The sequence below is a fragment of the Gemella haemolysans genome (assembly GCF_901873445.1).
Lineage (GTDB): Bacteria > Bacillota > Bacilli > Staphylococcales > Gemellaceae > Gemella > Gemella haemolysans_C.
The window spans coordinates 53848-69818 of record NZ_CABFLN010000042.1 but is presented as its reverse complement, the minus strand read 5'-3'; the positions used below and the strand labels follow the sequence as shown (position 1 = coordinate 69818).

The 15971-nt window shown below is 31.4% G+C and carries 14 protein-coding genes; 2 read left to right on the top strand and 12 right to left on the bottom strand.

What is annotated here, in order from left to right:
* Nucleotides 1-26: 26 nt before the first annotated feature.
* From JX287_RS05970 to JX287_RS05935, 8 genes are all read right to left on the bottom strand, one after another.
* Nucleotides 27-923, bottom strand: coding sequence for a DMT family transporter (locus tag JX287_RS05970; RefSeq protein WP_204643580.1), 897 nt, complete (start codon nucleotides 921-923; stop codon nucleotides 27-29).
* Nucleotides 924-1161: 238 nt separating this feature from the next.
* Nucleotides 1162-2967, bottom strand: a complete 1806-nt coding sequence (locus tag JX287_RS05965; RefSeq protein WP_204643578.1) for an ABC transporter substrate-binding protein — start codon at nucleotides 2965-2967, stop codon at nucleotides 1162-1164.
* A 451-nt stretch (nucleotides 2968-3418) separates the two neighbouring features.
* A complete protein-coding gene (locus JX287_RS05960; RefSeq protein WP_204643576.1) occupies nucleotides 3419-5227 on the bottom strand; it encodes an ABC transporter substrate-binding protein in 1809 nt (602 codons plus the stop codon).
* Nucleotides 5228-5675: 448 nt separating this feature from the next.
* On the bottom strand, nucleotides 5676-6581 hold the full coding sequence (locus JX287_RS05955) for an ABC transporter permease (RefSeq protein WP_204643574.1): 906 nt from the start codon (nucleotides 6579-6581) through the stop codon (nucleotides 5676-5678).
* A gap of 14 nt (nucleotides 6582-6595) precedes the next feature.
* Nucleotides 6596-7561: an oligopeptide ABC transporter permease gene (gene opp4B / locus JX287_RS05950; protein ID WP_204643572.1), complete on the bottom strand. Its 966-nt coding sequence runs from the start codon at nucleotides 7559-7561 to the stop codon at nucleotides 6596-6598.
* The gene (locus JX287_RS05945; protein WP_204643570.1) at nucleotides 7561-8493 is read right to left on the bottom strand and encodes an ATP-binding cassette domain-containing protein; all 933 of its coding nucleotides are present in this window, start codon (nucleotides 8491-8493) and stop codon (nucleotides 7561-7563) included. Before JX287_RS05945 ends, opp4B begins: the two co-directional genes overlap by 1 nt.
* Complete coding sequence (locus JX287_RS05940) at nucleotides 8486-9490, bottom strand: ABC transporter ATP-binding protein (RefSeq protein ID WP_204643568.1); 1005 nt, start codon at nucleotides 9488-9490, stop codon at nucleotides 8486-8488. The genes JX287_RS05945 and JX287_RS05940 overlap by 8 nt, the downstream gene beginning before the upstream one ends.
* 338 nt (nucleotides 9491-9828) lie before the next feature.
* Nucleotides 9829-10644 carry an MBL fold metallo-hydrolase gene (locus tag JX287_RS05935; protein ID WP_204643566.1) on the bottom strand — a complete coding sequence of 272 codons (816 nt, stop codon included), beginning with the start codon at nucleotides 10642-10644 and terminating at the stop codon, nucleotides 9829-9831.
* Nucleotides 10645-11126: 482 nt separating this feature from the next.
* On the opposite strand from JX287_RS05935, the gene trpB reads away from it, so the two are divergent.
* A complete protein-coding gene (gene trpB / locus JX287_RS05930) occupies nucleotides 11127-12335 on the top strand; it encodes a tryptophan synthase subunit beta (protein ID WP_204643564.1) in 1209 nt (402 codons plus the stop codon).
* Between the two features lie 285 nt (nucleotides 12336-12620).
* Here trpB and JX287_RS05925 read toward each other — a convergent pair whose 3' ends face one another.
* From JX287_RS05925 to JX287_RS05915, 3 genes are read right to left on the bottom strand one after another with little or no spacing between them, the layout of a single operon-like run.
* Nucleotides 12621-12980 carry a hypothetical protein gene (locus JX287_RS05925; RefSeq protein ID WP_204643563.1) on the bottom strand — a complete coding sequence of 120 codons (360 nt, stop codon included), beginning with the start codon at nucleotides 12978-12980 and terminating at the stop codon, nucleotides 12621-12623.
* Nucleotides 12981-12989: 9 nt separating this feature from the next.
* Nucleotides 12990-13148 carry a hypothetical protein gene (locus tag JX287_RS05920; RefSeq protein ID WP_204643561.1) on the bottom strand — a complete coding sequence of 53 codons (159 nt, stop codon included), beginning with the start codon at nucleotides 13146-13148 and terminating at the stop codon, nucleotides 12990-12992.
* Nucleotides 13149-13190: 42 nt separating this feature from the next.
* Nucleotides 13191-13580 carry an AlbA family DNA-binding domain-containing protein gene (locus JX287_RS05915; protein WP_204643559.1) on the bottom strand — a complete coding sequence of 130 codons (390 nt, stop codon included), beginning with the start codon at nucleotides 13578-13580 and terminating at the stop codon, nucleotides 13191-13193.
* 675 nt (nucleotides 13581-14255) lie between these two features.
* On the opposite strand from JX287_RS05915, the gene JX287_RS05910 reads away from it, so the two are divergent.
* Nucleotides 14256-14978, top strand: coding sequence for a class I SAM-dependent methyltransferase (locus JX287_RS05910; RefSeq protein WP_204643557.1), 723 nt, complete (start codon nucleotides 14256-14258; stop codon nucleotides 14976-14978).
* Between the two features lie 7 nt (nucleotides 14979-14985).
* On the opposite strand, the gene JX287_RS05905 is transcribed toward JX287_RS05910, so the two are convergent.
* Nucleotides 14986-15969, bottom strand: coding sequence for a hypothetical protein (locus JX287_RS05905; RefSeq protein WP_204643555.1), 984 nt, complete (start codon nucleotides 15967-15969; stop codon nucleotides 14986-14988).
* Nucleotides 15970-15971 lie beyond the last annotated feature (2 nt).

Here is a 15971-nt window from a genome sequence, read left to right as displayed (position 1 = left end):
CGCTCCCTAATACTTTTCATTATATACTATTTATCTTTCTTCTTATCGGGCAATTGAGAAACGATAATCCCTACAAATACAATAAACATACCGATTCCTTCTCTTATCCCAATATGTTCACCAAGGATAAGCACTCCACCTATTGCTGCTACAACAGACTCTAAACTTAATATTAGAGACGCTGTGTGTGGCGGAACGTCTTTTTGACCTACAATCTGTAAAGTATAACCTACTCCACTTGAAAGTACACCTATCGCAAGTAATGGCCAAATAACGCTCATTATATCCGCAAAGACAATCGTTTCCTTGAAAATAGCTAAAACTAAGCTTAACACAGATACTACGACTAATTGAACGATAGATAAGAACATCGAATTAACTCTAGCTGCTGAATAATCAATAACTATTATATGAATCCCGAATAGAACCGCACTGATTAGGACAATAACATCTCCCATCTCTAAAGCAAATTCTTCTTTTACTGATAAGAAATAAAAACCAATTACCGATAAAATTAATCCTATAATAAAGAATTTATTAAGTTTATTCCCTAAAAACACCCCGATAAATGGTACTATACAAATGTACAATACTGTAATAAATCCAGCTTTACCTGCTGTTGTCATTCCAATACCTATTTGCGAAATATACATTGCGAAAAATAATACTATTCCACAGATACCACCAAGTATCCAACTTTTATTTTTTGTTATAGGCTCATCCAAAATTTTAGGATCTTGACTCTTATACAAACTCGGCACTAGCAATGCTACAACAATAAGAAATACTACTGCGATTACCGATCTTATCCCTACAACTGTTAACGGTCCTAGAACTTTACTTGCTATATTTTGCCAAATAAAAGCCAAACCCCAAATAATCGTAACAATTATTAATAATAACTCTGAAATAAATTTTCTCATTAATACACCTTTCCTATAAATTTTTATGAATTTAAAATTCTAAAAGTATTTATTATTGTAGTAATAAACACAGTATACTTTTATAATTTTATACGTTATTTATAAAAAATTCAACTGTTAGCTACTACATAGGATATCTAACAATTTCCAAATTATTCTAAATATTTCCTAGGAAATACTAATATTCTAAAAAATGACATAGACAACCGAAGTCATCTATGTCGTAAGTTAATTTCTATTATTTAGCACCTTCGTTAGCTGTTAACTCAAGTTCGTAAAGTTTGAATTGGTTTTTCTTAACTTTATCTAAGTCGTAAGCTTTAACACGTTTGTTGAAGAATGAGATACTTGTATCCCAGCTTAATGGGAAGAATGGTAATTCTTCAGCTACTTCACCATCAAATTTGTTGTAAGCTGCTTTTAATTTAGCATCGTCAAACATATCTGCTGATCCTTGAGCTTTGAAGCTGTTCTCAAATGCTTCAGTAGTGTAACGGTATAAGTTTAATGGAGCTTTTTTACCTAGTAACTCTTGACGGTTAGGGTTTGTTCCATATTGCCATGCACCTTGGAAGATATCGATTGATGGATCGTCTGCTTGTACACGTTGAGAGAAGTCTTTTCGAGACATAAGTTTCCCATCTGCTAATTTAACATCTAATCCTACTTCTTTCCATGATTTAACGAATACGTCAGCTAATGCTTGGTCATAGTCTTCACCTGTGTTACGGATAGCGAAGTTGAATGAAAGTTTGTTTCCATTTTTGTCTTCACGTAATCCATCTCCATCTTTATCTTTGTATCCTGCATCATCTAATAATTTTTTAGCTTTTTCTACATCTTTTTTAACTGCAGTCGCATTTTCATTTACTAATTTACCTACCGCTGCTGGGTACATACCAGATCCTGTTGGTGTGAAACGTAATCCTTTGAAGATTTTTTCGTTGATTTGATCACGGTCAACTGCATATAGGAATGCTTGACGTAAGTTTTTGTCTGCTAATTTAGAGTTAGGATCAACTACGTTTTCTCCCTTAGCTTTGTCGAATTTACCTAATTTGAATCCAACATATGACATATAACGAGAAGTATCACCTAAGAATGTTCCGTTCTTAACATCTTTTGCTCCTTCATAAACACTTGGCATTACATTATCAAAATAGTCTATTTCTCCACTTTTAATTAATTGACTAGCTTGAGCTGGAGCTACTGTTTTAAACTCAATTTTTTTAAGTTTCATTTTATCTTTGTTGTAGTAGTGAGGGTTTTGTTCTGCAAGAACACTTTCTCCGTTTACTACTTTAGTAATGTAGTAAGGACCATATGATAATGGTTTTTTATTTAAGTCTGCTTCAGCAAATTTAGCGAAGTCTTTAGAAGCTTCTTCTACTTGTTTAGCATTTAAGAAGCTATCTATAAAACCTTCACCCCATAATAATGACGGACGTACTTCAGTGTACTTAACTACTACTGTTTTATCATCTTTAACTTGAAGACCTGAGATATTTTTCGCTTTACCTTCGTGGAATTCTTTCATTCCTTCAATAAATTCAAATGATTCGTTGTAACGAGTGTTTGTAGTAAATTTAGGATTACCCATAAGTTCGTATGTGGCTACGATGTCTTTTGTTGTTAAGACTTCACCATTATTCCATTTAACTCCATCGTGAATTGTTAATGTAACTTCTTTTTTCTCACGGTCTAAGTGAAATTTAACCGCTGCATTGGCATCATCTTGAACGACACGTCCTTCTTCATCACTAGGGAATGTTCCACCCATAACAGCTTGGTTTACGTATTGATCTTCAGCTTTATCTGAGAACACAGGGTTCCAAAGACCTGTTAATGGTTGAGCTGATAAGATCCCATATTTTAATGTAGCACCATCTACAGCTGAACCACCGTTATCAAAACTTGTTTTAAATTCTACTTTTGCTTTAGGAGCGTTTTTGCTTCCAGAATTGCTTGATGTTGAACATCCAGCTAAAATTACTGAAAGAGCCATCGCTGAACTAAATACTTTTAGAAACTTATTCTTTTTCATTTTATTTCCTCCATAATATGTAAAAATTTATTTTCAATTATTTATGGAATAATTCTAACATCATTTGAAAGATAAATCAAGATAATTTTCAGAAAACGGTATAAAAATAACGAAAATCTTTTATTAAATTTCACTTCTTGTTAAATTTTCTATTCCACTTAGTTTAGATTTTCACTTTAGATTAGTCCTCAAATTTAGATTCAGAATTTTAAAAAATAAAAAACAGAGCATAATTTCTATCTTACATAAAACTACACTCTGCTTTATAATTGTCTTTAACTTTATTATATTCTTATTATTTGTTCATATATCTATTTTCGTTCATATATCTATTTTCAATGTGGGGGCGCCACACGCCCCCTAAAAATTAATTGAAAATAAAATGAAATATAAGTTTATTAGGGGGAAATTCAACTAAGTGTCCTTAGCTAAATCTCAATCCTAAACTAAATTAATTTTTTGCTGGTGCATCAGCAGTTAACTCTAAACCGTAAACTTTTTGTTCACCCGTTTTTAGTTTCGCCAAGTCGAATGATTTAACACGTTTGTTAACCCATGTCATTGATTGTTGCCAGCTGAATGGTAACCATGCAGCTTCTTCTCTGAATTGTTTATCAAATTTTTGATATGCTTCTTTAAGTTTAGCATCATCAAACATATCACTACTTCCCATTGCATCTAATGATTTTTGTAGTTCTTCAGTTGTATAACGTTGTAAGTTAAGTGGCGTTGTTTTTCCTACTAATGATTCTACGTTAGGATCACTTCCTAATGCCCAAGCTCCTTGGAAGATGTCGATCCCTGGATCATCCGCTTGAGTACGTTGAGAGAAGTCTTTAGGTGCCATAAGTTTACCGTCTACTAATTTAACATCTAATCCTACTTCTCTCCAAGATTTAACGAATGTATCAGCTAATGTTTGGTCGAAGTCTTGACCTACGTTACGGATAGCGAAGTTGAATGTAAGTTTTTTACCATTTTTATCTTCTCTTAATCCGTCTCCATCTGTATCTTTAAGACCTGCTTCGTCAAGAAGTTTTTTAGCTTTTTCTACGTTCTTAGTATATTTTTCACCATCTTTGTTGTGGAACATTTTGACTACTGGTGGATAGAATCCAGAACCTGTAGGTGTGAAACGTAATCCTTTATAGATTTTTTCATTGATTTGATCCCAATCTACCGCGTAACCAAATGCTTGACGTACTCGTTTATCTGCAGCTTTTGCGTTTGGATCTACTTCTACTTCACCTTTTTCTTTGTTAAATTTACCTAGTTTAAATCCAACATAAGAGATATAGTAATCAGATTCACCTAAGATTGTTCCGTTTTTCGCATCTTTAGTTCCATCCCAGATACCTGTAGTTAAACTGTCCATTAAGTCTACATCACCATTCTTAAGAACAGCACTCGCTTGGGCTGGTGATACTACTTTGAATTGAACTTCTGGAATTTTCACATCAGATTTTTTGTAGAAGTAAGGGTTAGCTTTCGCTAATACACTTTCCCCATTTACTACTTTATCTAAATAATATGGTCCATAAGATAATGGTTTTTTGTTTAAGTCTGCTTCAGCAAATTTAGTGAAGTCTTTTGATGCAGCTTCTACTTGAGCCTTGTTTAAGAATTCTCCGATGAATCCATTACCCCACAATAATGCTGGTTTAATTTCTGTATACTTAAGTACTACAGTTTTATCATCTTTTTTAACTACACCAGAGATGTTTTTTGCTTTTCCATCGTGGTAATCTTTCATACCTTCGATTACTTCATATTCATCACTGTAACGAACGTTTTCTGTATACTTAGGATTCCCCATAAGTTCATAAGTTGCAACGATATCATCTGCCTTAACATCTTCTCCATTGCTCCATTTAAGATCTTTGTGGATAGTTAATGTAACTTCTTTTTTCTCACGATCTACGTGGAACATAACTGGTGATTCTTTATCATCTTGTTTTAGACGGTTTGCATCGTCAAGTGGGAAAGCTCCATTCATTGTATACTTCATTACATCATTATCTGTTGCCTGTAAAGCGAACACTGGGTTAAACATCCCTGTTAGTGGATCCGCTGAAGTTATACCAATTTTTAATTGTTGACCACTAAGTGCATTCCCACCATTGTCCACAGCTGTCTTAAATTCAACAGCCGCTTTTGTTCCTTTGCTCGCTTTATTGTTACTTGCACTTGAACATCCTGCAAGCAACATCGTGAGAGCCATAGCTGAGCTAATTACCTTTAACATTTTTTTCTTTTCCATTATCTTATCCTCCATGCTGTACGGTATACAGCCTTTCTTTAATATTATATTTAGCAATTATAACAGAGAATTTTATAGTAGTCAAGTAATTGTCAGAAAATTTTACACTGTTTTTTTATTTATTAGTTATATTAGTTAATATTAACTTTCAATTTATATAAACAATCTTAATTTTCTGTATCAATCTAAAAACTAAATCTGTGTTATCTATAAAATTTATGAGTGATTTAATTCATATGTCAAGCTACTTAAAAAGTAATGAATCATCTGTAATTATAGATACTTTTTATACTTGGCTATAATCAAATATTTCAATTATATTAATCTACCTCAATCGAATTTCAAATTCTCTTTTAATTTCTAATCTCTACTAAATTAAAAATTCATCCTCTTTTAGAAAATTTTGCAAAAAAAGCCATGTAGAAATCCTTCTACATGACTTTTTAAATTATAATCTTTGCCTAGCATCTAAACTACGTCTTAATGCACCACCAATAGAGTTGATACATAAAACGATGATTAAAATCGCAAGGGCTGCTGGTAGCCAAATGTACATTTTGTTAATAAGAACGTCTGCATCTTTTGCATAAGATAACATTGTACCTATACTTGGTGTTCCTGCTGGAAGACCGAATCCAAGGTATGTTAAACCTACCTCAATACCCATATTAGCAGCTAATGATAATGTAGCTTCTACTATGATGATAGAACTGATGTTTGGTAGAATTCCTTGTAACATGATTTTCCAATCTGGTGTTCCCATAGTTTTTGAAGCAAGAACATAATCACGACGTGATTCTGATAATGCTTTACTACGTACTAAACGAGTTGCCCCCATCCATGCGAATACTGATAAAATCAGAATGAATAGTACAAGTCCGTAATCACGTTTAATACTTACAAATACGATGATTACCATAAGAGTTGGTATAATTACCATAAAGTCTACGAAACGCATAACAATGTTGTCAACACGTCCACCGTAATAAGCAATAACTAATCCTACTACAGCACCAAACCCAATTGTTAAAGCCGTTACAGCAACTGCGATAAGAATTGAGTTAAGCATCCCCATCATCAGCCAACCAAAAACTGAGTGACCACCTACGTCTGTACCTAATAAGAATCCATCCTCACCAGGTTTTAAGAATATATTTAATAGATCCACATCAAAGTAAGTACTATATACTCCACTCACACGAATGTAAATATTGAAAAGTACTACGAAAATTAAAATTGCACTTAATGTGATTAAAGCTGCAAAAGCACCTTTATCCTTTTTAAATTCACGAGCCACAACTGAAAACCCAGAAGGAGTTTTAGTTATAACTTTTTCTTCTTTTGCTTTTGTCATTGTTCAACTTCCTCCTAGTCTAATTTAATACGTGGGTCAACAATTGCCATGATAATATCACTTAAAGTACTACCAAGCAATGTTAAGAATCCTGAGAATAACATTAATGTTGTAACAACACTATAGTCTCTATCTTGAATACTTTGGTAGAATAATTGTCCCATTCCAGGGTAACCAAAGATTGTTTCTACGAAAATACCACCACTGAATAATCCAGTAATAGAAAATCCGAAGAATGCTGCGATTGGTAAGATAGAGTTTCTGAAAATGTGTCCTGAGTAAACTTTTTTAACTGGCACACCTTTAGAACGCGCTGTTTTAACATAATCACTTTGTTTCGCATCGATAACTTCATTACGTAGATATTGAACAGTTGATACTGTTGATAATAACGCTAAACAGATACCTGGTAAAACTAAGTGTTGCAGTTTGTTAATATAGTATGTGAATGTTCCTGGATCAAGGTTAACATCTACAGATCCACTTGTTGGGAACCATCCTAAACCAAATCCAAATAATGCAATCATGAATAAGTATAATACGAATGATGGAATCGCTAGGAAGAAGAAGTTATAGAAGTTAACGAATTTATCGAATTTAGATCCATTATAACGACCTGCATACATCCCCATAGGAATTGCAATTGCATACATAATTACCGCAGTAAATAATGACAGATTGAATGTATTGAAAATTCTTTCTCCTAAAAGTGTTCCTACTGATTTACCAGTAGTATAACTTAATCCGAAATCACCGTGCATGAAGTTTTTTAACCAAGTTAGGTATTGTTGATACCAAGGTTCATAGAACCCACTCGCTTGACGAATCGCCTCAATTTGTTCTTGAGATATTTTTGGATTTTCTGCTAAACCACTAAATGGATCCCCAGGCATAAGTTTAGCTAGACCAAACACTAGTATACTAAGGATGAATAGTTGTGGTATCATTACTAAAAAACGTTTTAAAACTACTTTCCACATTATACTTCTCCTCCTTTCATAGCTACATAGTGTGTATCTGTTAATTTTTTAAGTGGATATACTCTTCCATCTTTATCGAAATAATCATTATAATGTTTTTGATACTCTTCTTCAACAGCTTGCCTAATTTCTTTTACTTCTTTAGCTTTATCTAAGTTTGTACTTGGTATCGCTGCGATTAGACGTTTTGTATAAATGTGCTGTGGATTATTATAAATATCTTCACGTGTTCCACGTTCTACGATACGACCACGATACATGATATAAATGTAATCACACATATGTTTAACAACACCAAGGTCATGAGAGATAAATAAATAACTTATATTAAAATCTCTTTGGATTTTTTTCATGAAATTTAATACCTGAGCTTGCACTGAAAGGTCAAGAGCAGATACTGGCTCATCAGCTACAATTAAACGTGGATTACATGCAATTGCGCGTGCAACTCCAATACGTTGACGTTGTCCACCTGAGAATTCAAATGGATATTTGTACATAGATTCTTCACCCATACCTACGATATTAAGAAGTTCTAATATACGTTTTCTAGTCTCTTCTTCTGATAAGTTTTCAAAATTGTTAATAGGTTCTGAAATAATGTCTATAATTCGTTTTTTAGGATTTAAACTAGACATTGCATCTTGGAAAATCATTTGAACGTCACGATTATATTTTAGTTTTTTACGAGCTGCTTTTTTAGTAATATCTTCATCTTTGTAAATAATTTGCCCATCAGTTGCTTTTTCTAAACCTAAGACTACTTTACCTACAGTAGTTTTTCCACTACCACTTTCACCGATTAGTCCATAAGTTTTCCCTGCTTCGATTTCAATATCAACCCCATCTACTGCATAGACATGGTCTTTAATTGTATTGAAAAATCCACCGCGAATGGGATAATGTACTTTTAGATTTTCTACTTTAAGCATTGTTCTCCTCCCCTTCAAATTCAAAGTTTTTATAGCATGTACAACGTACATGATGTCCTTCTTCTACTTCATGTAGAGTTGGATTGTGTTCGTGTTCTTCATCTTTTACCCAAGATATACGATCAGCAAAACGACACCCTTGTCTGTCTAATGTTTTTAGAGAAGGTACCATCCCTTGAATAACGTAAAGGTCATCACTAGAATTTTCATCATCAAGTTGAGGAATACTACGTAATAAACTACGAGTATACGGGTGTTTTGGATTTTTGAAGATTTGTTCTGCAGTTCCAATTTCTACTACTTCTCCAGCATACAGTACAGCTACTCTATCAGCCATTTCAGCAACTACCCCAAGGTCATGAGTAATTAGGATAATTCCTGCATGCATTTCTGCTTGAAGTTCTTTGATAAGGTCTAATATTTGCGCTTGAATTGTAACATCTAGAGCTGTTGTAGGTTCGTCTGCGATAAGAACACTTGGTTTACAACTCATCGCCATAGCTATCATAACACGCTGACGCATACCACCTGATAATTCGTGTGGATATTGTTTTGCACAACGTTCAGGGTTTGGAATACCAACCTGAGTTAATAATTCAATAACACGTTTTTGTCTTTCTTCAGCACTTAATTCTGTGTGATAAATTAAGGCTTCTTCAATTTGTTTTCCAATTCTATGTAATGGGTTTAACGAAGAAAGTGGATCTTGGAAAATCATTCCAATATCTTTTGTTCTAATTTTATTCATTTCATCTTCTGTTAAGTCTAGAATATTTTTCCCATTAAAAATAATTTCTCCAGTTGACTTAGTAAGATTTTCATTATGAAGACGCATAATAGTAGTCGCTAATGTCGACTTACCACAACCACTTTCTCCAACGATGGCTAATACTTCGTTTTTATATAGGTCTAAACTAACTTTATCAACAGCATTAAAGTAATCATCTTTAATCCTAAAGGCTGTTTCTAGATTTTTAATCTCTAATAGTTTTTCCATTTACCTATCTCCTTCTAAAAAATAACTTGCATCAATAATTAATATAAATTAAACTCTATTTCTTTTTACATTTTCAATTAATATTGTTTTATTTTTAATCTGATTATTATATAAATCATAACCTTAAATAAAAACAACATAATACTATATTATAAAATTTTTAGAAAAAAAGCAATAAAAAAGAAAAAATTCAAAGAGAAAAGTCTAGAATTTTCTGAATATTTAATTAAATACTTTGGTTCACCTCTAAAATTCTCCACATTAGATAACAAAAAACAACTCAAAAATCATAATTTCTTTAAAATCTGATTTTATCGAGTTGTTCTTATTATTATTTTTTATATCTCTATTATCTTAGTTGGAACTACCGGATCAGTATCCATGATAATTATTTTATCATTACAATCGATAGTTTTATCTGCTTCTAAAATACAATCTATATCTTTATTTTTAAGAGTCATGTCAGCTGTCATACGAGCAAGTTCTTTCGTATTGTTTTGCTCACTTAAGTGGGCTAAAAAGACATTTTTTGTATTATCTCCTACTATCTTCGTTAAATAATTTGCAGAATCTGTATTCGATAAGTGACCCATGTCTGATAATATACGCTGTTTAGTCGTCCATGGATAAGGTCCACTAAGTAGAACATTCTCCTCATGATTACTTTCATAAACTATTGTATGAGAATCCTTCACATAATCAATCATCTTATCAGAAACGTAACCCGTATCCGTAAGAATACTTACCCTTTTCCCATCACACTCAAAAGTATAAAACTGTGGATTAATCGCATCATGACTAACTCCAAAACTATTAACTACAACATCATCAAAAATCTTACTTTCTTCTTTTTCAAAATGAAACTTAAGATCTGAGCTAATTTCACCACACTTAGTCATACTTTGCCAAGTAAGTTTATTAGCATAAACAGGAATGTTATACTTCCTTGCGAGTACTCCTACTCCTTTAATATGGTCAATATGTTCATGTGTTACAAAAATTGCATTGATATCTTTAATATCACGCTCAATTTGTGCCAAGTTCTCTACTACTTTTTTCCCAGTCAGTCCAGCATCTACTAAACATTTAAAATTATTATGCTCTATATAAATACTATTTCCACTACTACTGCTGGCTAATACCGATAATTTCAAGTTGCACCTCCATACCAATTTTTCACTTTTCTATTATATCACTTTTACAATAGTTTAGGTAGAAAGAATAACTATACTAATTCTTCTTAAAAAATTTCATAATAAACAACTCTGGAAAACCTTAACAAGAATGAGTTTTTTAGTTAATTGTCAGAAAAATTTAGAAATTTATTAAAAAAAACTTGCATTCATAAATAATAATGTGTATAATAAAAACAACAAAAACGAGAAGGAGGAACTACAAATGAAACAAACAACAACTTTAAACTCTTGGCAAAACTGGCGTAGATAATGTTGTGTGTATGTTTTTATGACGTAGACGCAACTTTAGTGTACTCTAAAAAGTGTCTATGTCGGCTGTAGAAAATTCGTTTTAAATTTCGCAAAAGGGCCGTATAGAATTCTATACGGTCTTTTCTTTTTGGAGTAAAATAAAAAATTTAAACAAATCTTATATACAATTCGAAAGGAAATAAACAATTATGACAAACTTAGAAAATAACTTAAACAACTTAAAAGGATACTTTGGAGAATTTGGAGGAAGCTTCGTACCTGAAGTTGTGCAAAAAGCCCTTGATGAACTAGAAGCAGCTTATGATAAATACAAAGATGATGAGGAATTTTTAGCAGAGTACGCTCACTACTTAAAAGATTACTCAGGACGTGAAACTCCACTATATTATGCTGAAAGTTTAACAAACTACCTTGGAGGAGCAAAAATTTACCTTAAACGCGAAGATTTAAATCACCTTGGAGCACACAAACTTAACAATGTTATTGGACAAATTTTACTTGCAAAACGTATGGGTAAAAAGAAAGTTATCGCTGAAACTGGAGCAGGTCAACACGGTGTAGCTACAGCTGCTGCCGCTGCGAAGTTCGGTATGGAATGTGAAATCTATATGGGAGCTCTTGATGTAGAAAGACAAAGATTAAATGTATTTAGAATGGAAATGCTAGGGGCAAAAGTTCACGCAGCTCAAGAAGGAGAAAAAACTCTTAAAGAAGCTGTTGACGCTGCATTCAAAGCATGGATTGAAAACATCGACGATACTTTCTACGTACTAGGATCTGCAGTAGGACCTCACCCATATCCTACTATTGTAAAAGACTTCCAAAAAGTTATCAGTCAAGAAGCAAAACGTCAAATCTTAGAAAAAGAAGGACGTCTGCCTGACTTAGTAGTAGCTTGTGTAGGTGGTGGATCTAACGCAATAGGTGCTTTCGCTGAATTTATCCCTCACGAAGAAGTAGCATTACTAGGAGTTGAAGCAGCTGGTCGTGGTCTAGATACAGATCGTCACGCAGCAACACTAACACTTGGTACTGTAGGGGTTGTTGACGGTATGAAAACTTACGCATTATTCAACGAAGACGGTTCAGTAAAACCTGTTTACTCAATCTCTCCAGGATTAGACTACCCAGGTATCGGACCTGAACACTCATTCCTAAAAGATACAAAACGCGCGGAATACGTAAGTGCAACTGACAATGAAGCTGTCGACGCTTTACTTCTATTAACTAGAACAGAAGGAATTATCCCAGCAATCGAAAGTTCACACGCGCTTGCAGAGGTAATCAAACGTGCTCCAAAACTAGATAAAGATAAAGTAATTATCGTTAACGTATCTGGACGTGGAGACAAAGACGTAGCCGCAATTGCAGACTACTTAGAAAATAGAAATAAATAAACTATAAAAAGTAGACACAACTCAAAAATCGATTTCAGAGAAATCGATTTTTGAGTTGCTAGGAGTGTGAATAAAACTCTAAATTCTTTATGTTGACCAAAATCTACTAGTTTATAATATTTAATTTTATAAATTTAATTACTTTAAGTGGCTTTTATTCTCTAGAGTCTATTTTAGATTTTTAAGGCTTTCTTGTCAAGGATTTTATAAGGCGAAGCCCTCGTCCTTGACAAGTAAAGACGTAAAATCTAGACTCATCAAGAGAATTAAAGCTACTTTTTTTATTTATATCCTATCCTCATACATTATTCTTAACTCTCCATATATTTGCCCCCAATCTCTTATCGCTATTATCAATTTAGAATTACTTTCTCTAGTCAAATAATCTGCTGAAATTTTCGAATTATCGGAAATAGTTAATTTGAGTTTCTCAAATGCTGAGAACATGAAATTAAACAAGTTATCTTCTCCCCAATACCCATCATATATTAATCTATCAGAATAAGAGGAATTTTCAGTATTACTAAATTTTCTAATATATTCTACATTATAATGTGGTAAGTATTCTTTTATCGATGCATGTTTACCAAATACTAAAAGTCCTGCTAATGTTAAACATTCCTCATTATTTTTCTTTAATAACATTTATTTTTTTTAAAAGTCTATTGTAGATAAGTTGTTAAATGGGTGATCAGGATTATTTCTCATTAGAATATCTTTATACTTTTGAATAGATAGGTTATCTAAATCATCAACAGTATATCCATCCAATAACTTATTGTCATAACTGTCTCGAGAAGCATCTCTTGTCATAGATTGTATGATTTCTTCAGTTGCTAAATAATCTCCTTCTCCTTATCTAATATAGGTCTTATTAGAATTATCTTTTAGATATATTGGTTTGTTTTTATAATTTTCGGGAGCTACATGGATAACAATAATAGATTTATCTTGGACTTGAACACTATAGACATCATCATTACTTAATACGCTCCCACTAATTTCTCTCGGATTAGTCATATGATTAAATAGCTCTTTTATTTGTTTTTGAGGATTTACAACACCTGAAATGGTATTCTTTTCTTTTTCACTCACTCCCAAAATAATTATTCCTCCTTCCGTATTTGCAAACGCACTTATTGTCTCTAAAGCATTTATTGGAAACTTATTTTCGGATTCTTTAAATTCTAAATTTTTATTTTCTCCTATCTCTAAATATCTTTTTATATTATTTTCGTTAATCATAAGTAAACATCTTTTCTATTTATTCGTTTATTCGACCGCTTAGGGAAAAACAAGTTGACTCTACAGCTAAATTATAAGCTTTTATTCGAGCGCCTTATAGTTCCTTATTGTTTTTTCTTTTAAAACTGTTAACAATCTGCTTTTTATTTCAATCAATTCTCTAATCCTATAAACAACTATAATTATTAATTAGTTAATTGCCTCCAAATAATTTTAAGTAACATCTCATATTTGATCGCACGTACAGCTGGATACTAAAAATAGAATAAAAAATTGTTATATAATAAATCCAGAGCTTAGAATCTTGGAATTAATTTACACTTTTATGTTCACATATATAACTAACCTTACTCACCTAAGTTTATTATAACAAACCTAGACTAGATATACAATAAAAGTAATTAACTATAAATATCTTCAAATAATCTACCTGATAAAGTATTAATTTAGACAATATTGAAGAATTTTATTTTTTCATTATTTCTTTAAAATACTACTTCATAATTCTATTTATCATTCGTGTCTTCAATCATAAAACTCTATACTACTGCCGAATTTTACTAGATGAAATTTTAAAATCTGACTTACACCTACAGCATCCTTCTGTTTGTTGAAATAACATTAAACTTGATGTATAATACTCATATAAATATTAATGAAGGATAATTTATTATTATGAGAAATATTTCAAATAAAAAAAGTGTTCAAAATATGGCGTATAAAAATTATAAAAACAATAATCCCTGGCCAGAAAATGACAATTGGCATGCTTCTACACATTCAATAATTGAAAAAACTGTTATAAATTGGCTTAATAAGAATACACATGAAAATTCAATTTGTTTAAATATAGGAGCAGGTCAAAGCAGATACAGTGTCCATGGTACTTTAATACAAATGGATATTATAAGTGAGTATATTGAGAATGAACCAAATTATATAGTTGGAAGTTTAGAAAGTATTCCTCTTGAAACCGAAAGTGTAGATTTTATCGTATGTGTTGGAAGTGTTTTAAATTATTGTGATGCTATTCGTTCTATAAGCGAAATTGAAAGAGTTCTAAAAATAAATGGAAAAGCAATAATCGAATTTGAACGTTCAAATAGTGCCGAATTTTTATTAACAAAGAATTATAGTGCACCTGTTTTCTTGAAAAAATATAACTATAATAATCAACAACACTTATTATGGATGTACAGTGAAAAATACATTAAAGAGATATTACTAATTAAAAATCTCAAAATAAAAAATATTTATAGGTTTCATATACTATCTTCACTTTTGTATAAACTAGGTTTAAACGAAAAAAAATCATCAAAATTTTATAAATTTGACGATTCCTTTCAAAAGTTATCATATCCATTTGCTCATAATGTGATAATAGAGATTACAAAATAGTTTTATACTACTTGTTAGGGAGTAGCGCAAGAACCCCGGTAATCATTGTTATTGTATTTACAACTGTTGAGATGTACTTAGTAATATTTAATTCATCTTGGAAATAACATAGTAAAATTGAACTTAAACTTAAGATTATCCAAATAATATATATAAAATATTTTTTAATATTCTTTTTTCTCTGTTTAGATAGAGTAATTGTTTCAGGTTTTATGTGCTTACATATTCCTTCATCAAATAGTTTACAATTAACTGAATACATTTCTTTTACACCTGACTTTGAAGGATACTCTTTATGTAATATATCAATATTTTCTTCAAATTCTCTTATAAGATTGTTTTTATTACCTTCATAATAATGTAGATACCATTGTAAATAGTGCTCCATATATATTTCTGATATTAAAGATACATAAAAATCTTTATTATATATGTACAAGATATTTTCTAACGAATTTGCTTTTTTTATAGCCAGGTTATATTCGTAAAATTCCAATTTTTCTTCTAAATATGGTTGTTTATAAGGTATGTTTAGTATACGAAATTGTTCGAATGATAAAACCTGTCTAAAATAATTACTATCTGTTTCAAAAAGTTTCTTTTCATGTTTAAGTAAAGATAACTCAGTCACAATAAACTCAATAAACAATTCTTTTGAATTTAGGATTTTATTTATTTCCTCAAAAATCATATGATAAAAGTTATAAAATAATGTATGATTTCTATTTTCTGTGCATAGATAATCGATCATTAAAACTTTGTTTTGTTTTAAATAGGCATATTCTGCAAAGCCACATACATCACCGTTAAGATATAATACAAAGAAAAACATAATTCTATTTTCATTATAATTTTTAGAAATATAATCCATAATTTGGTTAGTGTCAGTTTGTGAAAATTTATCAACTGTTTTTATATAGATATTTAATGCTGCTAATAAATCTTTTCTTTTGACTTTAGAGGCATGTTTTATATTGTAATTTACCTTCATTA